Origin of the sequence: Rhodococcus sp. As11, assembly GCF_048957735.1 — a bacterium.
GTDB classification, from domain to species: Bacteria; Actinomycetota; Actinomycetes; order Mycobacteriales; family Mycobacteriaceae; genus Rhodococcus; species Rhodococcus gordoniae.
Genome location: NZ_JARDJE010000001.1, coordinates 284,745 through 305,881 on the forward strand (window position 1 = coordinate 284,745; position 21,137 = coordinate 305,881).

Annotated in this window: 21 protein-coding genes, 1 tRNA gene, 1 pseudogene and 1 riboswitch; of the genes and pseudogenes, 13 read left to right on the forward strand and 10 right to left on the reverse strand. The window is 68.4% G+C overall.

The features are described from left to right. Positions 1-18: 18 nt before the first annotated feature. The 3 genes from PV766_RS01400 to PV766_RS01410 all read right to left on the reverse strand — a co-directional run bounded on the left by PV766_RS01400 (position 19) and on the right by PV766_RS01410 (position 3,813). Entirely contained in the window at positions 19-1,737 is a 1,719-nt protein-coding gene (locus PV766_RS01400) for a CocE/NonD family hydrolase (RefSeq protein ID WP_421096265.1), read from the reverse strand. A 146-nt stretch (positions 1,738-1,883) separates the two neighbouring features. Continuing rightward, positions 1,884-3,137: a phosphoribosylamine--glycine ligase gene (gene purD, locus PV766_RS01405; protein WP_064063090.1), complete on the reverse strand. Its 1,254-nt coding sequence runs from the start codon at positions 3,135-3,137 to the stop codon at positions 1,884-1,886. A 10-nt stretch (positions 3,138-3,147) separates the two neighbouring features. Next, a complete protein-coding gene (locus tag PV766_RS01410; protein WP_064063105.1) occupies positions 3,148-3,813 on the reverse strand; it encodes a nucleoside/nucleotide kinase family protein in 666 nt (221 codons plus the stop codon). A gap of 139 nt (positions 3,814-3,952) precedes the next feature. Between PV766_RS01410 and PV766_RS01415 the strand changes: the two genes are divergently transcribed. Then, the gene (locus tag PV766_RS01415) at positions 3,953-4,378 is read left to right on the forward strand and encodes an HIT family protein (protein ID WP_064063089.1); all 426 of its coding nucleotides are present in this window, start codon (positions 3,953-3,955) and stop codon (positions 4,376-4,378) included. Positions 4,379-4,436: 58 nt separating this feature from the next. Then, positions 4,437-5,900: an MDR family MFS transporter gene (locus tag PV766_RS01420; RefSeq protein WP_129977202.1), complete on the forward strand. Its 1,464-nt coding sequence runs from the start codon at positions 4,437-4,439 to the stop codon at positions 5,898-5,900. 21 nt (positions 5,901-5,921) lie between these two features. On the opposite strand, the gene PV766_RS01425 is transcribed toward PV766_RS01420, so the two are convergent. Next, positions 5,922-7,070 (reverse strand): alpha/beta hydrolase, encoded by a 1,149-nt coding sequence (locus PV766_RS01425; protein WP_421096266.1) that lies wholly within the window; start codon positions 7,068-7,070, stop codon positions 5,922-5,924. A gap of 98 nt (positions 7,071-7,168) precedes the next feature. Here PV766_RS01425 and PV766_RS01430 point away from each other — a divergent pair, with 98 nt between their 5' ends. The 3 genes from PV766_RS01430 to PV766_RS01440 all read left to right on the forward strand — a co-directional run bounded on the left by PV766_RS01430 (position 7,169) and on the right by PV766_RS01440 (position 8,720). Then, entirely contained in the window at positions 7,169-7,375 is a 207-nt protein-coding gene (locus tag PV766_RS01430; RefSeq protein ID WP_064063086.1) for a hypothetical protein, read from the forward strand. Positions 7,376-7,415: 40 nt separating this feature from the next. Beyond that, positions 7,416-7,480: riboswitch (guanidine-III (ykkC-III) riboswitch) on the forward strand. 13 nt (positions 7,481-7,493) lie between these two features. Next, positions 7,494-7,808 (forward strand): DMT family transporter, encoded by a 315-nt coding sequence (locus PV766_RS01435; RefSeq protein WP_026002820.1) that lies wholly within the window; start codon positions 7,494-7,496, stop codon positions 7,806-7,808. Positions 7,809-7,889: 81 nt separating this feature from the next. After that, positions 7,890-8,720 carry a hypothetical protein gene (locus PV766_RS01440; RefSeq protein WP_064063085.1) on the forward strand — a complete coding sequence of 277 codons (831 nt, stop codon included), beginning with the start codon at positions 7,890-7,892 and terminating at the stop codon, positions 8,718-8,720. A 17-nt stretch (positions 8,721-8,737) separates the two neighbouring features. On the opposite strand, the gene PV766_RS01445 is transcribed toward PV766_RS01440, so the two are convergent. Together PV766_RS01445 and PV766_RS01450 are read right to left on the reverse strand one after the other, a co-directional pair. Continuing rightward, on the reverse strand, positions 8,738-9,607 hold the full coding sequence (locus PV766_RS01445) for a ribokinase (RefSeq protein WP_084421541.1): 870 nt from the start codon (positions 9,605-9,607) through the stop codon (positions 8,738-8,740). 10 nt (positions 9,608-9,617) lie between these two features. After that, entirely contained in the window at positions 9,618-10,208 is a 591-nt protein-coding gene (locus PV766_RS01450; RefSeq protein WP_421096267.1) for a TetR/AcrR family transcriptional regulator, read from the reverse strand. Between the two features lie 155 nt (positions 10,209-10,363). Between PV766_RS01450 and PV766_RS01455 the strand changes: the two genes are divergently transcribed. The 5 genes from PV766_RS01455 to PV766_RS01475 all read left to right on the forward strand — a co-directional run bounded on the left by PV766_RS01455 (position 10,364) and on the right by PV766_RS01475 (position 14,481). Beyond that, entirely contained in the window at positions 10,364-10,837 is a 474-nt protein-coding gene (locus PV766_RS01455) for a general stress protein (RefSeq protein WP_421096268.1), read from the forward strand. 172 nt (positions 10,838-11,009) lie between these two features. Further along, the gene (locus PV766_RS01460; RefSeq protein WP_016932038.1) at positions 11,010-11,252 is read left to right on the forward strand and encodes a hypothetical protein; all 243 of its coding nucleotides are present in this window, start codon (positions 11,010-11,012) and stop codon (positions 11,250-11,252) included. A gap of 484 nt (positions 11,253-11,736) precedes the next feature. Then, positions 11,737-12,876: an iron uptake system protein EfeO gene (gene efeO, locus PV766_RS01465; RefSeq protein ID WP_064064450.1), complete on the forward strand. Its 1,140-nt coding sequence runs from the start codon at positions 11,737-11,739 to the stop codon at positions 12,874-12,876. Then, positions 12,873-14,129: an iron uptake transporter deferrochelatase/peroxidase subunit gene (efeB, locus tag PV766_RS01470; protein WP_421096269.1), complete on the forward strand. Its 1,257-nt coding sequence runs from the start codon at positions 12,873-12,875 to the stop codon at positions 14,127-14,129. Before efeO ends, efeB begins: the two co-directional genes overlap by 4 nt. A gap of 46 nt (positions 14,130-14,175) precedes the next feature. Continuing rightward, the gene (locus tag PV766_RS01475; RefSeq protein WP_016932041.1) at positions 14,176-14,481 is read left to right on the forward strand and encodes a hypothetical protein; all 306 of its coding nucleotides are present in this window, start codon (positions 14,176-14,178) and stop codon (positions 14,479-14,481) included. A gap of 58 nt (positions 14,482-14,539) precedes the next feature. Here the strand turns inward: PV766_RS01475 and PV766_RS01480 are convergent. Next, positions 14,540-14,614 (reverse strand) — tRNA-Thr (locus PV766_RS01480). Between the two features lie 145 nt (positions 14,615-14,759). Between PV766_RS01480 and PV766_RS01485 the strand changes: the two are divergent. Continuing rightward, positions 14,760-16,157, forward strand: a pseudogene (locus PV766_RS01485) (threonine/serine ThrE exporter family protein); the annotation flags it as partial. A 348-nt stretch (positions 16,158-16,505) separates the two neighbouring features. On the opposite strand, the gene PV766_RS01490 reads toward PV766_RS01485, so the two are convergent. From PV766_RS01490 to PV766_RS01500, 3 genes are all read right to left on the reverse strand, one after another. Further along, positions 16,506-16,742, reverse strand: coding sequence for an MbtH family protein (locus PV766_RS01490; RefSeq protein ID WP_006551884.1), 237 nt, complete (start codon positions 16,740-16,742; stop codon positions 16,506-16,508). After that, positions 16,739-18,130 carry a lysine N(6)-hydroxylase/L-ornithine N(5)-oxygenase family protein gene (locus PV766_RS01495; protein WP_421096270.1) on the reverse strand — a complete coding sequence of 464 codons (1,392 nt, stop codon included), beginning with the start codon at positions 18,128-18,130 and terminating at the stop codon, positions 16,739-16,741. The genes PV766_RS01490 and PV766_RS01495 overlap by 4 nt, the downstream gene beginning before the upstream one ends. Before the next feature lie 232 nt (positions 18,131-18,362). Further along, entirely contained in the window at positions 18,363-19,163 is an 801-nt protein-coding gene (locus tag PV766_RS01500; RefSeq protein ID WP_421096271.1) for an alpha/beta fold hydrolase, read from the reverse strand. A 210-nt stretch (positions 19,164-19,373) separates the two neighbouring features. On the opposite strand from PV766_RS01500, the gene PV766_RS01505 reads away from it, so the two are divergent. Next, positions 19,374-19,583 (forward strand): hypothetical protein, encoded by a 210-nt coding sequence (locus PV766_RS01505; RefSeq protein ID WP_016932045.1) that lies wholly within the window; start codon positions 19,374-19,376, stop codon positions 19,581-19,583. 37 nt (positions 19,584-19,620) lie between these two features. Further along, positions 19,621-21,132, forward strand: a complete 1,512-nt coding sequence (locus PV766_RS01510; protein WP_371053525.1) for an alpha,alpha-trehalose-phosphate synthase (UDP-forming) — start codon at positions 19,621-19,623, stop codon at positions 21,130-21,132. Positions 21,133-21,137: the final 5 nt, after the last annotated feature.

Consider the following 21,137-nt stretch of genomic DNA (forward strand, 5'->3'; position numbering starts at 1 on the left):
GTACGCGCGCGTCGTTCCTCAGAGCCGGACGCGCTGAAGCCGGGCGAGGGCACCCCACGCGATCGGATAGTCCGGACGATCGACGACCTGCGCAGGCGCGGCCTCCGCGCCGGTGGCCGTCTCCTCGGGTTCCGGCGCCGGCTGCGGCACGACCGGCAACAGCAGATGCGAGTCGAACTGTCCGCCCGCATGCACGATGTGGAAGCCCTTGTTGATCGTGCGGTCGTGGCCGACGCGCGGATTCTCGTCGAGGTCGTGGCCGGCGATGACGAGAACGAGGCTGGAACCGGCCTCGAAGAAGGTGCTGTGCGGCATGATCTCGATGTCGACCGGCACGATCTGGTCCGGCAGCAGCGGCCAGTACTTCTTCCGGTCGTGGACGGGCCGGTAGGCGGTGGAGGCTTCCGGGTCCAGTGCCCGGCGGGAGACCCGCATCCAGCCGTGGGCGACGAATCCCTTCTCGTATCCGCCGTGGCCTTCGAACCACACGTCGCGGCCGTATTCATCGCGCTTGGCCAGGCCGACGAACAGGTCCATATCGTCGGCATCCTTCGCCTGCACCCACAGACGCAGCGCTGCGTGCCCGGTGATCTCGGTGTCCTCGGCGAAGGTGTGGGTGAAGACGAGTTCGTCGCCCGCGACGGGGAAGGTGCGCCGGAACTGGCGGCTCCCACACGGCGTGGTGCTCAGAGCGGCGTTCGCGTGGTCGAGGTGGAGTGAGACGTAGCGGGTGCCGGGCACGGGCCACTCGGACTCGAGGCGTTCGGAATAGGTCCGGAGGTCGTGGCGGGTCTCGAGGCGCACGCGCGGGGTGTCGGCGAAGCCGTTGTCCTCGTCCTTGAGGTAGTGGTCGAAGAAACGTCGCTGGTAGTCGAGCGCTTCGTTGCCGTAGAAGGTCTGCCACATCTTCCGCCCGTGGGTGTAGAGCCACTTGTGCTCCGACCCGATGCGGCGGTAACCCTCGACCGCTCCGCGGGCGCGGGGGCCCTGATCCGACCAGGAGACTCCCACCAGCGCGGGCACGGTGACGTCCTCGAACCGGGGAGGCGGGGCGACGTGACGGAAGAAGTCGGGGAACCGGCGCAACAGCCACGGGGTGAACCGCCGGAGGGACACGGCGCCGCAGCGCACCCCGGTGTTCATCGCGCTGTACCAGAACTCGCTGTAACGGGTCTCGGGGATGCCACCCTGGGTGAGGATGTCGCGGCAGGGATCGCTCACGCCCTCCCAGGGGGCGATGGCCGCGAGGTAGGGCGGGTTCAGTGCCGCGGTGTACCACTGCAGGGTCGCGAGATAGTCGGCGCCGGCGAGACCGACCCGGCCGTTGCTCCACTCCTGGCTGCCGGCCCATTCCACGACGGCCGCGCAGTCGAGCGCGGCCCGGCCGAGCAGCATGCGCGGCCGGCCGCCGCTGGCGTGGTGGCCGCGCATGTCGGCGACGACGAGGACGTAGCCGCGAGGAACCCAGTAGGCGGGATCGGGTGCCTCGAAGGAGGTGCAGTCGCTGAGTTCGAGGTCGCCGATGTGGTTGCCGGATTCGGCGAGCTCGTCGAAGTCGACGGGATACCGGTCGACGCCGGCGTTCTTGCCGTAGGGGGTGACTGCCACCAGTACGGGGCACCGGTCCTGTTCACCGGCACTCGCGGGACGGTAGACGTCGGCTCGCAGGACGGTGCCGTCCGCAGTGCGGACGGGCACGTCGCGCTCGACGACGACATCGTCCGGCAGCTCGTTCACGACGACGTTGTGGTGCCGTAGCGGTGTCGGGTCCGGCGTCGGCGTTCGTCCTCGAAAAACCATGCTGTCACCCCTGCTGGCATCAAGATGCACCGAGTGTGCAACATACAACCGGTAGGTGCAAGGTGGAGAACGAGGATGAAAGGCTAGACCGAGATCCGGCCCTCGACGGCCGCCATACCGATGTCGCGGCGGAAGTGACCGCCCGGCAGCTTCACGGTGGCGAGCCGATCATAAGCGGCTTCGCGCGCGGCCGCGAGATCGGCGCCCACGCCGATCACGTTGAGCACGCGCCCACCGGCGGAGACCAGCGCACCGTCGTCGCGACGCCTGGTGCCGGCATGCAGCACCGTCTCGCCCTCGGCACCGGTGATCACGTCGCCGGTACGCGGGGTGGACGGGTAGTGCTCGGCGGCGAGCACCACGGTCACCGCGGCGCCGCCCTTCCAGCGAAGCGGCGGGCGATCGGCGAGGGTACCGGTGGCCACCGCGTTCAGGACCTCACCCAGCGGCGACTCGAGCAGCGCGAGCACGGCCTGGGTCTCGGGATCGCCGAAGCGGCAGTTGAACTCGACCACGGCCGGACCTTCGGCGCCCATCGCCAGACCCGCGTAGAGCAGTCCGGAGAAGCCGCATCCGCGCCGCACCATCTCGGCCGCGACCGGTTCGACGACCTCGGAGACGATCTGCTCGACGCTGCCCTCGGGCAGCCACGGCAACGGGGTGTAGGCACCCATTCCGCCGGTATTGGGGCCGGTGTCGCCCTCCCCCACGCGCTTGTGATCCTGCGCCGGGAGCAACGGCACGACCGTCTCACCGTCGACCAGGCAGAACAACGAGACCTCGGGACCGTCGAGGAAGGACTCCAGCAGAACGGGGTGCCCGTTCTCGAGGATCTCGACAGCATGATCGCGGGCGGCATCGCGGTCGGTGGTGACGACGACACCCTTGCCTGCGGCGAGACCGTCGTCCTTGACCACCCAGGTCGGTCCGAAGCGGTCGAGTGCCTCGTCGATGGTCGCGGGGCTGTCGACGACCTCACTGTGGGCGGTGCGCACGCCGGCGGCGGCCATGACGTCCTTCGCGAACGCCTTCGACCCCTCGATGCGGGCGGCGGCGGCGGACGGACCGAAGCAGGGGATACCCGCGGCGCGGACGGCGTCGGCCACACCGAGGACGAGCGGAACCTCGGGGCCGATCACCACGAGGTCGGCCTTCTGCTCGGTCGCGAGGGCGACGACACTGTCGGCGGAGGCGGCGTCGACCGGGAACAGCTCGGCGACGTTCGCGATACCGGGATTGCCGGGCGCCGCCAGCACGGCGGTCACGCCGGGGTCGCGGGACAGAGCGAGAGCCAGAGCATGTTCACGGGCACCGGAGCCGATAACGAGTACGCGCACGCAGGACAGACTACGGGACCGGTCTCCACACGAGATCGGCGCGGGAGCGGGTGCGCTGGACGGCTTCCGCATTCGGCAGATCGACCGTGCGCACCCATTCGCGCGCCCCGTCGTCGTCCCGTCCGTGGTGGCGGTGCCTCCGGACGAGACGTCGCGTGAGCGTGCGGCGGGGCGCGTCGATATAGATGACGAGGTCGAGCAGCGGGTGGATGTGTTCCCATCCCCCGGTCTCGAACATCAGATAGTTGCCCTCGGTGACGATCACCCGCGCATCGGATGGGACGGCGTGCACCGCTGCGATCGGTTCGTCGAGGGCCCGGGAGAAGTCGGGAGCATAGATCGTCTCGTCGCGGCACTGCCGCACCCGGCTCAGCATGTCGCGGAAACCCGCGACGTCGAAGGTGTCGGGTGCTCCCTTCCGGTCGCGCGCACCGAAAGTGTCGAGCTGGCGGTTGGACAGGTGGTAGCCGTCCATCGGCACCTGACCGGTGGACACCCCCGCGCACCGCAGCGCGTAGACGAGCAGGGCCGCGGCACGGCTCTTCCCGGCACCCGGTGGCCCGCACAACCCGACGACCGTGCGCCGGTCCACGGGAAGTCCTACGAGGACGTGCGTGACGAGTTCGTCCACGAGTACGCGCAGCGGCGCCTCCCGGACGTTCTCCTCTCCTCCCATGCGCCCGACGATACGACCGCTCACCGCACAGGAGCCGTCGCGACCTCCCGACACGCCCACATCGCTGCCCTCCTCACCGTCGCGGCAGCCGATGTCACGGAACACCTCCGGTGGACACGGTGTCCTTTATCCTCCGGGTATGGCTTCCGTGTTCAGCAAGATCATCGCCGGTGAACTGCCGGGCCGCTTCGTCTGGCAGGACGACGACGTCGTCTCGTTCCTGACCATCAACCCCTTCACCGAAGGGCACGTGCTGGTGGTGCCGCGGCAGGAGGTCGACCACTGGCAGAACGTGGACGACGACCTCTGGGCGAAGGTGAACGACGTCGCCCGCATCCTGGGTCGCGCCGTCACCGCCGCCTTCGACGCGCCGCGCGCCGGTCTGATGATCGCGGGTCTGGAAGTCCCCCACCTGCATCTGCACGTCTTCCCCGCCTACTCCCTCGGCGACTTCGACTTCGCGACGGCCGACAAGGATCCGTCGCCCGAATCGCTCGACCGCGCGCAGCAGAAGATCAAGGACGCCCTCCGCGAACAGGGTCACGGCGAGCACGTCCCGGACTGATCTCCCGTTCACGGGATGCCGGTGGAACAATTCCGACCGGTATCCCGTTGAGGTCCTCGTGTCCTCTACTCCACCGAGTCCTCCCGCACCGCGAGCCGGTCTGCTGATCGCCGTCCTCGTCGGGGCCGCGTTCGTGGTCATCCTCAACGAGACGATCATGAGCGTCGCGCTGCCGAAACTGATGGTCGAGTTCGACGTCGGCGCGGCCACCGCCCAATGGCTCACCACGGCGTTCATGCTGACCATGGCCGTCGTCATTCCCATCACGGGTTATCTGCTCACCCGCTTGTCGCTGCGCACGGTCTTCGCGATCGCGATGGGCAGCTTCCTGATCGGCACCCTGATCGCCGCGATCGCGCCGATCTTCCCGGTCCTCGTGCTGGGCCGTGTCGTCCAGGCCGTGGGCACCGCGGTGATGCTTCCGCTGCTGTTCACGACGGTGCTCAACCTGGTACCCGCCGAGCGTCGCGGGCGCACGATGGGCGTGATCTCGATCGTCATCGCCGTCGCACCTGCGATCGGCCCGACCATCGGTGGCGTCGTGCTCGACCAGCTGAGCTGGCGGTGGATGTTCTTGCTGGTGCTGCCGATCGCGGTCGTCGCGACGACGCTCGGCCTGAGCTGGATCCGCAACGTCACCGAACCGGTTCCGGTGCCGCTCGACGCCCCGTCGGTGGCGCTGTCCGCCCTCGGTTTCAGCGGTCTGGTCTTCGGTCTGAGCAGTCTCGGTGAGGCCGCCGAGGGCGATCCGCTGCTGCCGCCGTGGTTGCCACTGGTCGTCGGACTCGCCTCGCTCGCACTCTTCGTCCTGCGTCAGCTCCGCCTCGGCGACGACGCCCTGCTCGACCTGCGCGCGTTCCGCACGCCGGCGTTCTCGCTCGCGGTGGCGCTCGTGTCGGTGAGCATGATGTCGCTGTTCGGCACGCTCATCCTGCTGCCGATCTACCTGCAGAACGTGCTGGGACAGTCGACGCTGGCCACCGGCCTGATGTTGCTGCCCGGCGGCCTGGCGATGGGTCTGCTCGGCTACATCGTCGGACGGTTGTTCGACCGGTTCGGTCCGCGGCCGCTGGTCGCACCGGGCGCGCTGATCGCCTGCGTCGCGATGTGGGGCATGACGACCTTCGACGCGGCCACCGCGACCGGCACGGTCATCGCCTGGCACGTGCTGCTCAACATCGGTCTCGCGCTGATGTTCTCGCCGCTGCTGACCTCGGCGCTCGGGGCGCTGCCGCGGCGGCTGTACTCCCACGGCAGTGCGATCGTGAGCACGATGCAGCAGGTCGCCGGCGCGGCCGGTACGGCGCTGTTCATCACGGTGCTGACCCGCACGACGGTCGCGGGCGCCGAGAGCGCCGACGATCCCGCAGGCGCGCTCGCGGACGGTGTCCACGGAGCGTTCACATGGGGCGCGGTGATCGCCGTGATCGCCGTCGTCGGATCGCTGTTCGTCCGGCGGGCCGCGGAGCCCGGGCCGGACGAGGTGGAGACGTCGGCCCCCGAGGTCGCCGGAACGCATTGACAGGCCGGGCGACGCAACGCCTCACACGCCGGTCGTCCCGACTTCCTGTTCGACGGGAAGCGTGGCGGCCGGCGCGTTGCTGTTCGTGGGGGATTCGCGCAGGAAGACGTCCAGTTCGATCCATGAGGTGTCGCGTGCGGCGCTGCCGGTGAGCATGCCGAGGTGCGTTCCCGGGACGCGGACGAACCGCACCTGCGTGCCGCTGAGCAGTCTCGTGACGGGCTCCACGGCCGGGATCGGGGCGAGCACGTCGTCCTCGCCGCCGAGCGCGAGCACCGGCACCGCGACGTCGGCGAGGTCGACGACCCGGTCGCCGAGCCGCAGACGCCCGGTGGCGAGCTCGTTGTCGATGGTCACGCTCGTCGCGAGCTGACGGAACACACGTCCGGCGTAGCCGTGGATCTCGTCCTGGAACCGGTCGACGCATTCCATCCGCGCGAGCGTCTCGGCATCGGTGAGATGTGTCGCCACGAACCACGGGCGGTGGATCTCGCGTTCGATCGCGGTGAGGCGGTAGGCCGTGCGCACGAGGGGTGCGGGTACCCCGCCGAAGACCGCGTCGAGCAGACCGAGTGCGGGTTCGGCGACGAACCGGCCGAGGAGCCGAGGCAGCGCCATCACCGGGATCGCGGAGTAGTCGAGCGGACTGCCGAAGGCCGTGAGCGACCGTATCGGCAGGCCGGGATGTGCCGCCGCGGTGAGCATCGCCAGCGTGCCCCCGATACTCCACGCCACCACGTCCACCTCGCGGTTCCCGCACAGTTCGGACGTGCGGGCGATCGCTTCGGGGATCACGTCGTCGATCCAGAATTCGAGCCCGAGGTCGCGGTCGTCGGGGGTCATCTCGCCGTACTCGACGAGGAAGACGCTGTGTCCGAGAGCGAGCAGGTGCTCGACGAGGCTCTGCCCCGGCATCAGGTCGAAGCAGGTGGGCGACGCGGCGAGCGGGGTCACGAGCAGTACGGGAGGACCGGCGTTCTCCGGTACGAAACGTCGCAGTGTCCGGTGGTGGCCCTTCCCGACGATCACCGAGGGAGTGCGGTGGGGAGGCGCGATGCCGTCGGCGGCGAACAGCGACCACGCGTTCCGCGCGGCCTTCCCGACCACGTCCGCGATCCCCATATGTGGTTGCTCCCCGAGTCGTCGCATCCGTTCGTTGTGCGTGCTCACGATAGTCGTGGGACGTCGAGGCCCGCTCACCGGACGAACCGGACAGCGCGACGCCCCATCCTCACCACACTCTCCGGCCGCAGTGCTATCAAGGGGTCATGACGTGCTCACAGTGCAACCACGATCTCGACCACTGCCACGGCACCCTCGTGATCCACGCCGGCACGCAGGTGGACTGCACCGATCCCGACTGCGTCGATCTCGAGATCGTGCGGCACACTCTCGTTCTCGAATGCACCGAACTGGACGGCGGATGCTCGTGCACAGTCGTTGCGCAGGAATCACAGCTGTTGCATGTGTCCTGAGCAATTTGCCAATCCTCGCCCGTAATTCCTAACCTGGATGAAGGTGGCCGTAGTCGGCCTCCCGGACGAGCGCACCGTACCCGGCCAGCGACAAGACGGTGCAGGAGCGTTGTACGTCATGGCCTGGATCGTTCTCGTCCTGTCGGGTGTGCTCGAAGCCGTATGGGCCACCGCCCTCGGCAGATCCGCCGGCTTCAGCCGGCTCACTCCGACGCTGGTGTTCGTCGTCGCCCTCGTCCTGAGCATGGCCGGACTCGCGTATGCCTTGCGCACCCTGCCGGTCGGTACGGCCTACGCGATCTGGGTGGGTATCGGTGCCGCGCTCACGGTCGGCTACGCGATGGTCACCGGCACCGAGACCGCATCACTGCTGAAGATCGCTCTGATCGCGGGCATCGTGCTGTGCGTCGTCGGACTCAAACTCGTGCACTGACGTTCTCGTGCACTGACGTTCTCGGGCACTGACGTTCTCGGGCACCGACGTTCTCGGGTACCGACCGTTACAGTCGGTCCCATGAACCTCGGGTCCGTACTCGTGTTGCCGGTGCGTGTGGGTCTGACCGCGGCCGAGACCGCCCTGAGCGTCGCCGAGACGGTCGTCGGCACCGTGCGGGTCGCGGTGTCTCCCGCCACCTACTCGGCGCTCGGTGCGGTCGGCCTGCCCGACACCCGCAGTTCGGTGGGGCTGCTACAGCAGATCTCGAAGCTCACCTCCGAGGACCGCGGACTCGGCCACGCCCTGCGTCCCGGTGGTCCGCTCGACCGCCTGCTCGCACCGGGCGGAACCGTGGATCGGCTCACCGAACCGGGCGGACTGCTCGACCGGTTGCTCGCACCGGGCGGACCCGTCGACCGGCTCACCGCACCCGGTGGTCCGCTCGACCGGATCCTCGCCGACGACGGCGCCCTCGACCGTCTCGTCTCCGAAGGCGGCCTACTCGATCGCCTCACGGCACACGACGGTCCGCTCGAACGGCTGCTCGCCCAGGACGGTGCCGTCGAACGGCTCACCGCACCGGGCGGCATCGTCGACGTGGCGATCCGGCCCGGCGGGGTCGTCGAGCGCGCCCTCGCCCAGGGCGGCGTGCTCGACGTCCTGCTCTCCGAACAGGGAGCCCTGGAACGACTGCTCGCCGAAGGCGGGCCGCTCGATCAGATCGTCTCGCTCTCGGAGACACTCTCTCACCTCGCGCCCGGTATCTCGCAGATGAACGCGAGCATCGACATGCTGCAGGAAACGGTCGAGCTGCTGCGCGGGGCCGTCGGTCCGCTCGGCGATCTCGCGGGCCGGCTCCCCGGGCGCTGGCTCCGCAGCGGCAAGGGCGAACTGCTTCCGCCACCCTGACGTGGTGCTCCGCTGCTTCAGCGGTCGGCACGCCGGGATGCGACCAGCCGTGCAGCGTCGGCCGACGCCCGGCGCGCTGCCGCGAACAGGTCCTCCCCGTTGCCGAGCAGGGCGGCGAGGGTGCCGGCGAAATGGTCGCCGGCACCCGTCGTATCGACGACGTCGACCTGCGGGACCCGGAGGTGTTCGATCGCGTCCTCGGTTCCGACGACCACGTCCTCCCCGCCACGGGTGATCACCACGGTTCGCACCAGCCCGAGCAGGTGGGTGACGACGTCGTCGAAAGGGGTGCCTGCGGGAAGGTTCGCGTAGTGCAGGGCCTCCTGCTCGTTGAGCACGAGCGGGTCGGCGCCGGCGAGGACGTGGTCGTCCAGGTCGACGGCCGGGCTCGGATTGAGCACGAACCGGCGGTCGTGATCGTGCGCCCATCGGGCGGCGGCCCAGGTCACCGCAGGAAGAAGCTCGAGTTGGGTGAGCACCACGGCGGGATCGAGGGCGTCGAGGGCGGTGGTGACGTCCTCGGCCTTCAGCAGCGAGTTGGCCTCCGGAACGACGACGATCCGGTTCTGTCCGTCGTCGGAGACGACGATGACGGCCCGGCCGGTCGGTCCCGGCATGGTGCGGAGGTGGGAGGTGTCGACCCCGGCCTTCTGCTGCACGCCCCGGAGCACGTCGGCGGCGTGATCGCTGCCGACGGCACCGACGATGGCGGTGGGAGCGAGTCGTGCCGCGCCGACGGCCTGGTTCGCACCCTTGCCGCCCGGATAGGTACTCAGGTGCCGGCCGAGCACCGTCTCACCTTCTTCGGGAGCACGCGCCACGACGACCGTCAGGTCGAGGTTGAGCGATCCCACGACCGCCACGACGCATCGACTCGACCCGGTCACGTCGTCGAGCCTACGGCCGATGCACCTCGGTGTCCGGTTCGAGTTCGGGACAGACGATGTGGACGACTTCGTCCGCCCAGGACTCTCCCACCTCGCCGTGACGCAGGTACGCACCGAGGTACGCCCCGACGAGCATCGAGACGGCAGTGTCGACGTCGATGTCCTTGCGCAGCGCGCCCGAGTCGATCGCGGTGCGGAGCACGTCTGCGACGACCTCGCTCCGGGCGTTGATGATCTCGCGGATCGATTCCGTGACACCCGGTTCCTGGTCGGTGAGCAGTGCGCTGACGCTCCCCATGCCCACCTCGTTCGACAGCCCACGACGGATCAGCTCGAGGGTCCACTTGACGCGGTCGTAGACGCACAGCCCGTCGGGAACGCACGGCGAGGCCACCTGCGAATGCAGTGCCGCGTCGAGAATCTCCTCGCGATTCGCATAGCGCCGGTAGATCGTCGTCTTCGCGACCCCCGACAGCGCCGCGACCGCTTCGACGGTGACGCGGTTGGGGCCGTGCAGACGAAGGATCTCGAGCGCAGCCTTCACGATGCGTGCGTCCGTCCCGGCGCGCTCCTTGACGGGACGTCGCGATGTCACTGCCACGGACTGCGCCTCGCCCACCATGTCCACATCCTCCTCGCGCAGGCGTACACCCGCAGGATTCCCGAGTCTCCCGAAAAGAAGACCCCGAATCAAACACTACGAAACGATACGCTACGATGAGCGTATCGTTCCAATTGTCGACGATAGGGGAACGCATGACAGATATCTACGCGCCTACACCCGTGCACGACGCCGAATCCGAAACCCTCCTCGAGAGCTACCGCACCTACGCCGCGGTCGAGCGGGCCATCGACCACCTGTCCGACGAAGGCTTCCCGGTCGAATACCTGCGCGTCGTCGGGCAGGGGGTCACCACCGTCGAACACATCGAAGGCCGGATGACCACCGGCAGGGCCGCGCTCCGCGGTACCGCCGCAGGCATCTGGACCGGCCTGCTCTTCGGCCTGCTCCTGGCATTGTTCCTCCCGGCCACCGGTATGGCCGCCGTGATCCTCGCCGCCGTCGCCGTCGGTGCCGTATGGGGAGGATCACTCGGCTTCGTCACCCACTGGAGCACCGGAGGGCGCCGCGACTTCGTCTCGCGGAAGAGCATCGAGGCCACCCGCTACGACCTCATGGTCGATTCCGAGTTCGCCGACCAGGCGTGCGCGAAGCTCGCGTTGCGCTGATCGCCGGCTCCTCCACTTCGTCCACTTCGTCCACGTCGCCCGGCGTGGACGAAGTGGTATCGGGACGACCGAAACAAGCAAATCGGATATTTCACCCGGCCATCGTGTGATATCGGCGCGAATGATCCCTGTTCTCCGGTCGTTCCCTTCTCCCGATGGCATGATTCGAGTTATGGCCGGATCCTCGAACACTCCCCCGAAACCTGCTGTGGGCGCGAAGGTCGTCGTACGCGCGGGTGTCGCGGGCGACGATGCCTGCCGCGGCACGATCGTCGAAGACTTCGGTCCGGCCCAGGAAGCGGTGGGCGACCAGCTGGGCCGCGACTGGGCTCCGGTGCGCCGCTGGGCCGTGGCCCTCGAGGACGGACGGCTGATATTCGTCGACATGGACGCATTCGAGTCCTCGAAATCCTGACACCCGGCGCAGCCCCGGCCTCCGGTGCAGCCCTGACATCCGACCCGTTCACATCTTTCGCATCGCTCGACAGCGGCGCTGTCGCGTGTGGGACGGAAGAAGAGACGGATGCGCCGACGCTCCTGCACGCCCGCGTCGGTCTGCGGACCTGACGTCGAACGGCACGACCGCATGCTCACGCCGGTCGCCGCTCCGTCCGGACATCGGCCGAAGCGCCGTCCGCCGGCCGTCGAGCGACGACTTCCCTGCATTCGTGGACCGGAGCCCCTCCCGCAGCAGTGTCGCCCGGGTGTATGTTGACGTTCCGATATCAAAGGTTCGCCTCACCTAAGCAGGAACGCTTCATGATGCCGTTCGCCGTCGATGCGCCGCCTCGAGCCTCGCAGCGGGTGCGGTCCGGCCGCGGCGGCGCAGCCGCCGGGGTGGCTGCGATCGTCCCGTTCTTGCCGCGACCTCACACGCTCGTCCCGAAAGGCTCTCGTAGATGCGCCGCACCACCTGCTTCCTCGCGTCGACCGCTGTCCTCCCGCTCGTCCTCGCCGGGTGCACCGAGAAAGCGACATCCGACCCGGGAGCCGTCTCGGTGACCGCGACGGATTCGTCCTGTGAGGTGTCCGCCACCGAGGGTGTCACAGGGCATTCGACGTTCACCGTCACCAACAACGGCTCGAAGATCACCGAGTTCTACGTATTCGCGGCCGGGGATCGTGCGGTGGGCGAGGTCGAGAACATCGGTCCGGGACTGACCCGGCAGCTCATCGTGAACATCCCCGAGCCCGGCGACTACGAACTGTCCTGCCGGCCGGACATGGCGGGCGAGGGCATCCGGCAACCGTTCACCGTGACGGGCGATTCGCAGGCCGCGACGGGCGCCGAGGACACGCTCACGGAGGCGGCCGACGGGTATCGCCGCTACATCCGGAGCGAGGCCGACGCGCTGGTCGCCGCCACCGGCGGGTTCGTCGCAGCGGTCCACGCGAACGACGTCGGCGAGGCGAAGCGGCTGTTTCCGCTCACCCGTACCCACTTCGAACGGATCGAGCCCGAGGCGGAGAGCTTCGGCGATCTCGATCCGCGTCTGGACCTGCGCGAAGCCGACCTCGAGCCGGGGCAGGAGTGGACGGGCTTCCACCGTCTCGAGAAAGACCTGTGGGTGACCGGTCCGCAACCCGACACCGGCACGATCGCCGACCGGCTCGCTGCCGACGTCGCAGAGCTGGCCGCCCTGGTGAACGCGGAGGACTACGTCGTCGATCCCACCCGGATCGCAGGCGACGCGCAGGGTCTGCTCGACGAGATCTCCACGTCGAAGATCACCGGTGAGGAGGACATCTTCTCGCACACCGACCTGTACGACTTCCAGGCGAACGTCGACGGCTCGCAGGCCGCCGTCGCCGCAGTGCGACCGATCATCGACGAACACGACACGGCACTCGGCACCGCAATCGACGCCCGGTTCGCGGATCTCGATGCAGCACTGGCCCGATACCGGGTGGGTGACGGTTTCGTCTCGTACGACACGGTCACCGAACCGCAGCGTCAGGAACTGTCACGACTGATCGATGCGCTGTCCGCCGAGGTGAGCAGGGTGCAAGGGGTCGTGGCGGAAGCGGCGGGCCTGTGACCGGCTCCGGCTCCTCCCCCCTCGTCTCGCGCCGCCGGTTGCTCGGCGCGGCAGGTGCCGGTGCCGTGCTCGCCGGAACCGGTGCGGTGGTCGGCCGCGTCACCGCTCCCTCACCGGAGAACGTGGCCGCCGAGGGTGTGGTCCCGTTCCGGGGCGAGCACCAGGCCGGGATCGTCACTCCCGCCCAGGACCGCATGCACTTCGTCGCCTTCGACGTGACCACACGCGACCGTGACGAACTGATCGCCTTGCTGAAGACGTGGACCTCGATGGCCGAACGGATGACCTCGGGGCTCGAGGCCACCGAGGACGGTGCGACCGGCGAGGGTATCCATCACCCGCCGAGCGATACCGGTGAGGCTCTGGACCTGGCGGCCTCCCGGCTGACTCTCACCATCGGCTTCGGACCGTCGTTGTTCGACGATCGCTTCGGCCTCGCCCACCTGAAACCCGCCGCGCTGGTGGATCTTCCACATTTTCCCGCCGACAACCTGGATCCGGCCCGCAGTGGCGGTGACATCGCGATCCAGGCGTGTTCGGACGATCCGCAGGTCGCGGTCCACGCCATCCGCAATCTCGCGCGGGTCGCCTTCGGCACGGCCTCGGTGCGATGGTCGCAGCTGGGATTCGGCCGTACCTCCTCCACCTCGACGTCCCAGACCACGCCCCGGAACCTGTTCGGTTTCAAGGACGGCACGAACAACCTCAAGGCCGAGGATCCGCAGGCCCTCACCGAATCGGTGTGGGTGGCGCCGGACGACGACCAGGCATGGCTGGCGGGCGGAACCTATCTGGTGGCGCGGCGCATCCGGATGTTCATCGAACAGTGGGACCGGGCCGTGCTGGGCGAGCAGGAAGCGGTCATCGGACGCGACAAGCGGGAAGGTGCACCGCTCGGCCGGACGAACGAGTTCGACGAACTCGACCTCGAGTCGAGCGGCCCGGACGGTCCGTTCGTTCCCGCCACCGCCCACGTGCGGCTCGCGTCCGCTCAGCATCTCGGGGGCATCCGGATCCTGCGACGCGGCTACAACTTCACCGACGGATCCGACGGACTCGGCCACCTCGACGCCGGGCTGTTCTTCGTCGCCTTCTGCCGCAACCCGCTCGAACAGTTCGTGCCGATGCAACTCGAACTCGCACGGCACGACGGACTGAACGAGTACATCCAGCACGTCGGGTCGGCCGTCTTCGCATGCCCACCCGGAACGGAGGGTGAAGACTATTGGGGTCGTTCGCTGTTCGAGGCCTGACAACCCCGGGACGACAGCCGAGTACCGACCTGCGAGCGGAGGCCCCATGCACGAAGATCTACCCGTTCCCCCGGCTCCGCCCGTTCCCCCTCCTCCGCGCAACGGTGCCGGGACTGCGGCACTGATCGCAGGGATCGTCGCCCTCGTCTTCGCGTTCGTCCCCGTCATCGGGGACTTCGTCGCGATCCCTGTCGGGCTGGTCGCCGTGGTGTGCGGGTGGGTCGGACTCGAACGTGTCGACAAGGGCACGGCGACGAATCCTCGTGAGGCTCTGGTCGGTGCTTGTCTGGGTGCTGCGGCACTGTTCGCCGTCTTCGTGATCTTCGCAGCGGTTCACAGCACCACCGCATGAGACAGGCCCGCGCGCTGTACGCGACAGGCCTTCCGTGCCGAGCACGAGGAGACCTCGGTGGAGCCCCCTGTCAGGATTGAACTGACGACCGCTCGCTTACAAGGCGAGTGCTCTACCACTGAGCTAAGGAGGCACTGAACTCGAAGGCCGCGGACGACCCGTGAGCGACGCCATCATATAGCGCGTCACACTCTCGGCGCGCACCCACCCGCCTTCGTTACGGTGGATTCCATGCCCGCCTTCTCCGTTTCCCCCAGCCGTACCGGAGGCCGCGGACGGTGATCCGCTTCGACGACTTCCTCGATCGGGTTCTCGGTACCCGCCGCGCGACCATCGACGCGGTCACCGAAGCACCGGCCCCACTGCAGCCGATCGATCTGACCGACGATGCGGTGGTCGCCGAGGCACTCGACGTGGCCGTGCGCGTCGGTGAGGTTCTTCTCGCCTCGGGCACGGGTGCGATCGACACCGCCGAGCAGGTGCGGTTCGTCGCCGCCACCTACGGTCTGGCGCAGTGCGACGTCGATGTCACCTACAACTCGATCGTGCTGTCGGCCTATCGCGGACCGACGATGCCGCCGTCGAGCACGATGCGGGTGGTGCACTACCGCTCGATGGACTTCACGCGACTCGCGGCTGTCGACCGCCTGACCCGCCGCATCCGCCGCGACGCGATCTCCCCCGCACAGGCGCACGAGGAACTGCTCGCCATCACCACCAAGGCGCATCCGTACAACCGCTGGGTGGCGACGATCGCGTGGTCGGCCATGGCCGCGTCGATCGCCGTGCTCCTCGGCGGCGACGCGCTGGTCGCTCTCGTCGCCTTCGGCTCGACCTTCGTCATCGACCGCGTCAACCGCAAACTCAACGCGGCCGGCCTGCCGTTCTTCTTCCAGCACCTGGTGGGCGGCATCATCGCCACGGCCCCCGCGATCACGCTGTACGGCATACGGGAGACCATCGGCGTCGAAGTCTCCCCCGGACTGATCATCGCGGCCGGGGTGACGGTGCTGCTGTCCGGGCTGTCGCTCGTCGGGTCGGTGCAGGACGCCATCACCGGTGCCCCGATCACGGCGTCGGCGCGCTTCTTCGAGGTGCTGATGATGACGGGCGGGATCATCGCGGGCGTCGCGACGACCCTGCGGATCGCCTCGGTGTTCGGCGCCGAACTTCCCCTCATCAGCTACGAAGCCCTACCCGACCTCACGCAGCTGCCGACGAAGATCCTCGCCGGCGCCGCGGCTGCGCTGTTCTACGCCCTCGCCTGTTACGCCGAGCGTCGGGCCCTCACGGTCGCCGCGCTTGCCGGCGCCACCGGCAGCCTGGGCTACCAGCTCGCGCTCGGACTGTCGCTCGGCCCCATCATCTCGTCGGCCCTCGCCGCGACCACCATCGGTTTCGCAGGTGGTCTGATGGCCCGCCGCGCGCTCACGCCGCCGCTGGTCGTCGCGGTCGCCGGCATCACGCCGCTGCTGCCCGGTCTCGCCCTGTACCGCGGCCTCTACGCCATGCTCCGCAACCAGATGTCCACCGGCATGACGGCGCTGTTCTCGGCGTTCGGGATCGGTTGTGCGCTCGCTGCCGGTGTCACGCTCGGTGAATGGCTCGCCCGCCGCACCCGGAACCCCCGGGGTCTCCTCCGGGTCGGCGCGCTGCGCCGCCCGCAACTGCGGCGGATCCCCCGGATCCGACTCGACAAGAACCGCCCGGTGTGGCGGCCGGCGCCGGGGCCCGCCACGGGTCCGATCCCGGTGAGGTCGCTGCATACCGGACCGATACCCACCGCTCCCGGAACCGGACCGATCGCAACAGGACCGATCGCAACAGGCCCGATCGCGACGGGTCCGATCGCGACAGGACCCATACCCACCGGCCCGATCGGGTCGGGTCCGCTGGCGACGGGTCCGATCCCCGTCACTTCGCAGGGGTCGTCGGGCCGGGAGGTCGCATCGTCCGTACAAACGACGAGAGCCACGCTGCGCTTTCGGCGCGGGCGTGACTCTCGGCGGATCTGACGGAAGCGTTCAGCTGCCCTGGCGGGCCTTCTCGTCGGCTTCCATTGCGTCGCGAAGGCTCTTCGGACGCATGTCGGTCCAATTCTGCTCGACGTACTCGACGCAAGCGGCGCGCGACTCTTCGCCGAATACCACCCGCCACCCCTGCGGAACCTCGGCGAAGGTCGGCCACAGCGAGTACTGCTCCTCATCGTTGATGAGGACGTAGAAGCGGCCATCTTCGTCGTCAAATGGATTCGTGCTCATCTCGCCTCACTTGTTGCGTAGGTGTGATGGTCCGATATCCTACCAAGCTCGTCGATTCCGCCCCCGGCTCCGGGCAGGCGAAGCTCCCGGCGTTCGACGATCGAGGTCAGGATCTCCCCCGCGCGGATTGCTGCGTTGGACAGCAACGACGCGGTCGGACCGTGTGTCTTCTCGGTGCCGCCCTGCAGGTAGATGTCGGCCGTGATGCCTTCGAGCAGCGGCAGACGGTAGTCGCGGGCGACGGACAGGACGGGAGATTCGGGCGCGAGATCGCCGAGCAGCGGCTGCAGGGATGTCGGTTCGAAGCCGGTCGCGAGGATCACCGCGTCGCACTCGAGCGTCTCGATGTCACCTTCGAGATTGTTGCGGACCTCGACGGTGACCCCTCCGTCGTTCTCGATCGCCGACACGACCTCCGAGGCACGACGCAGGAACAGGCGGCGGCGACCGCTGACCCGCTCGCGGTACTCGGTCGCGTACAGGGCCTCGATGAGTTCCGGGGACACGACCGAGTAGTTGGTGCTGCGGTGCAGGGCGAGCAGACGCTCTCGCTCCGACAGCGGGGCCGCATGCAGTTCGTCCACGACCTGCGGGTCGAAGATGCGGTTCGCGTACGGGCTGTCGTCGGCGGGGCTGTATCCGAAGCGGTTGAAGATGTTGTGGACCTCGGCGTGCGGGTAATGCGTGTGCAGGTACTGCACGACCTCGGCGGCGCTCTGTCCGGCACCGACCACCACGAAGCGCTGGTGGTGCGGCTCCGGCATGTCTTCGATGTGGACGAGGAAGTGGTGGTTGTGGAAGCAGCGGGCCGACGCGGTCGCCCACTTCGGGAGGCGGGCGCGCAACCCGACCCCGACCACGATGCTGTGCGCGTACACGACGTTTCCATCGGCGGTCCGCACGGCGAAGAGGTCGGCGACCCCGTTGTGGTTGTGGACGGTCTCGACCGAGACCACCTCGGTCCCGTAGCGGACGTCGGCGTCGACACGCGCGGCCGCCCACTGCAGGTAGTCCTGGAACTCGTGGCGCGTGGGGAAGAACGTCTGGTGATTGACGAAGTCCACGAGACGGCCACGATCGTGCAGGTAGGAGAAGAAACTGTACGAGCTCGTGGGGTTGCGGAAGGTGACCAGATCCTTGGGGAACGCGATCTGCATCGTGGCGCCCTCGAGCAACATGCCCGGGTGCCAGGCGAAGGCCGACTGCCGTTCGAAGAAGCGTGACCGGATCGCCGCGGAGGGATTGTCGGTGTTGTGCTCCTCGACGGCGATCGCGAGCGCCAGGTTCGAGGGGCCGAAACCGATACCGACGAGGTCGAAGACGTCTCCTTGCGAGTTGCCCTCCGACCTCCCCGCGTCATCGGCGACAAGGCTGGAACGGTCGGTCATCACTCAACTTTCGTACTAGGGGGGCCGGATCGGCCCGTGATCGGTTCGTACGAGACTCGAAGGTAGCCCAGGCTAACCTTTGTTCGGTGAGCGTACCAGTGCCCGACGGTCCGCAGGGACGTCCCGATCTCCCCGATCGCAAGGATCCTCGTCGCAGTCCACAGACGACGGGCGCGGTGGATCGTCGCCGATTCCACCGCGCCCGCTTACGGATTCCCCCTGCGGAGCTTCCTCACGAACCCAGGAAGTCCACCAGGATCTTGTTGACCGCCTCGGGCCGCTCGAGATAGCCGTAGTGCCCCGCGTCCGGGATCTCCTCGTAACGCGCACCCGGGATGGCGTCCGCCACCTCGCGCGACAGGTAGGCCGGGATCATCCGGTCGTCGGCGAACCCGACCGCCAGGCACGGCACCGTGATGTCCCGGTAGGCCGCGCGCCGGTCGAAGTCGCGGTCCATGCCGAGCTGCGCGCGCACACCCGCCGACACCTTTCCGCCGCTGAATTCGAAGACGTCCAGCCAGTCGCGAGCGGTGTGCTCATCGGCCAGCGACGCCGGCGACAGATTCATCACGGCCGTCACGGCGGCCTGATACTTCGGCGGCAACTCGACACCGCTGTCGTAGAGCTGCCGCTCCCCCTCGGTGAGCGTCAGCTGGAACTGGTCCATGCGGGCGTGCCCGGCGAGGAAGGCGGCCTTGCGGACCAGGTCCGGGCGGGCGAGCGCCAGCTCCTGCGCTACACGCGCACCCATCGACGTGCCGATCACATAGGCCGGACCGCCGAGCAGTTCGATCAACCCGGCCGTATCCTTCACCAGGTCGTCGATGGTCATCCCGCCGAGGCTCTCGCCCGACGGCGCGATGCCGCGGTTGTCGAAGATGGCGACCCGGTAGCCGGCCTTCACGAGCGCGGGCACCTGGTGCAGGTCCCACACGCGTCCCGGACTGCCCGTGCCCATGATGAGGACGACGAGATCACCCGTCCCCTTGACCTGGTAGTTCAGCGGGATGCCGTTCACGGTGGCGATGGGCATGAATACCTTCCTCGACGAAAGCGCGGTGGTGCGCCGCGGGTCGGCGCCGTGACGTCGTGTCCTGCGAGTACACGCCGCACGTACACGGGGCGCTGCGCTCACACACGACCGTCCTACGGTACCGCGACGGAGAACTGCAGGACCGCGCCAGGACGGTCCACGGAAGGCGGGTGGCGGCGAGCTGTCCGATTCTCCTAGAGTCGAAGGACGATGCGTGCTCGCACAGAGCAGCGACCCCGGGAGGACATCATGGCCGCGGACCCGACCACCGCGAACGACATCGCCGACGAGGATCTCGAACCCGTCGCCGACGAAACCGCACGACAGGCGCAGCGAGTCGTCGCCGCCTACGCAGAGAACGCGGACGAATGCCGCATGCTGCTGGCGATGCTCGGCATCGGCCCCAGCGACAAGCACTGACGAGCACCACACCACCCGGCCGAAAGAGGACCAGAACGTGACAGCAGGCGAAGCGGACGCAGCGGGGAACCATGACTCGCATGCCGGGTCGGACTTCGTGGTCGTCGCCAATCGCCTGCCGGTCGATCTCGAACGGGTTCCCGACGGCACCACCCGCTGGAAGCGCAGCCCCGGTGGGCTCGTCACCGCGCTCGAGCCGATCCTGCGGTCGAACAACGGTGCCTGGGTCGGCTGGGCCGGCGTGGCCGACGCCGAGTCCGGCATCATCGTCGAGGACGGCCTCACCCTGCATTCGGTGAGGTTGAGCACCGAGGACATCGCCGACTACTACGAGGGGTTCTCCAACGCCACCCTGTGGCCGCTCTACCACGACGTGATCGTGCGGCCGGAGTACCGGCGCGAATGGTGGAACTCCTACGTCGAGATCAACCGGCGTTTCGCCGAGGAGACCGCCGAGGCCGCCGCGGAGGGCGCGACCGTCTGGATCCAGGACTACCAGCTGCAGCTGGTGCCGAAGATGCTGCGGATGCTTCGCCCCGACCTGACGATCGGGTTCTTCCTGCACATCCCGTTCCCGCCGATCGAACTGTTCATGCAGTTGCCGTGGCGCACCGAGATCGTCGAGGGGCTCCTCGGCGCCGATCTCATCGGCTTCCACCTCCCCGGTGGTGCACAGAACTTCCTGTACCTCGCACGACGTCTGGCGGGAGCGCAGACCTCGCGCGGCAACATCGGTATCCGGTCGAAGCTCGGCGTGGTCCAGGTCGGCTTCCGGTCGGTGCGCGTGGGCGCCTTCCCCATCTCCATCGAGTCGGGCCGGCTCGACCAGCAGTCGCGGAGCAAGGCGATCCGCGACCGCGCCAAGGCGTTGCGCAAGGAGCTCGGCAATCCGAAGAAGATCCTGCTCGGTGTCGACCGGCTCGACTATACGAAGGGCATCGACGTGCGGCTCGATGCGGTGCACGAACTTCTCGCCGAGGGCCGCATGGACCCGAAGGACACCGTGATGGTGCAGCTCGCCACCCCGAGCCGGGAACGCGTCGATTCCTATGTCCACATGCGCGGCGAGATCGAGCGGACGGTCAGCCGCATCAACGGCGAGTACGCCGAGGTGGGACGCCCGGTGGTGCACTACATCCACCGCCCCGTCCCCCGCGACGAGCTCATCGCGTTCTTCGTCGCTGCCGACGTCATGTTGGTGACCCCGCTGCGCGACGGCATGAATCTCGTCGCCAAGGAGTACATCGCATGTCGCAGCGATCTCGGCGGCGCGCTGGTGCTCAGCGAATTCACCGGTGCCGCAGCCGAACTGCGTCAGGCCCTCCTGTGCAACCCGCACGACCTCGACGACGTCAAGGACAAGATCCAGGCGGCGATCGAGGTGCCGCGCGAGGACGGTCGCAAGAGGATGCGAGCCCTGCGCCGTCAGGTACTCACCCACGACGTGAATCGTTGGGCCCGTTCGTTCCTCGACACTCTCGCCAACACCGGCGCTGCCGGGCGCGCCCTGATCGCGCCCGACGAGGCCGGCGAACCCGACCCGTCCTGACGGCT

Coding starts and splice junctions, on each gene's coding strand:
- PV766_RS01455 (WP_421096268.1), top strand. CDS start 10,364: ATGACAGATATCTACGCGCCTACACCCGTGCACGACGCCGAATCCGAA.
- PV766_RS01435 (WP_026002820.1), top strand. CDS start 7,494: ATGGCCTGGATCGTTCTCGTCCTGTCGGGTGTGCTCGAAGCCGTATGG.
- PV766_RS01475 (WP_016932041.1), top strand. CDS start 14,176: ATGCACGAAGATCTACCCGTTCCCCCGGCTCCGCCCGTTCCCCCTCCT.
- PV766_RS01505 (WP_016932045.1), top strand. CDS start 19,374: ATGCGTGCTCGCACAGAGCAGCGACCCCGGGAGGACATCATGGCCGCG.
- PV766_RS01430 (WP_064063086.1), top strand. CDS start 7,169: ATGACGTGCTCACAGTGCAACCACGATCTCGACCACTGCCACGGCACC.
- PV766_RS01500 (WP_421096271.1), bottom strand. CDS start 19,163: ATGCCCATCGCCACCGTGAACGGCATCCCGCTGAACTACCAGGTCAAG.
- PV766_RS01415 (WP_064063089.1), top strand. CDS start 3,953: ATGGCTTCCGTGTTCAGCAAGATCATCGCCGGTGAACTGCCGGGCCGC.
- PV766_RS01490 (WP_006551884.1), bottom strand. CDS start 16,742: ATGAGCACGAATCCATTTGACGACGAAGATGGCCGCTTCTACGTCCTC.
- efeO (WP_064064450.1), top strand. CDS start 11,737: ATGCGCCGCACCACCTGCTTCCTCGCGTCGACCGCTGTCCTCCCGCTC.
- PV766_RS01495 (WP_421096270.1), bottom strand. CDS start 18,130: ATGACCGACCGTTCCAGCCTTGTCGCCGATGACGCGGGGAGGTCGGAG.
- PV766_RS01410 (WP_064063105.1), bottom strand. CDS start 3,813: ATGGGAGGAGAGGAGAACGTCCGGGAGGCGCCGCTGCGCGTACTCGTG.
- PV766_RS01440 (WP_064063085.1), top strand. CDS start 7,890: ATGAACCTCGGGTCCGTACTCGTGTTGCCGGTGCGTGTGGGTCTGACC.
- PV766_RS01460 (WP_016932038.1), top strand. CDS start 11,010: ATGGCCGGATCCTCGAACACTCCCCCGAAACCTGCTGTGGGCGCGAAG.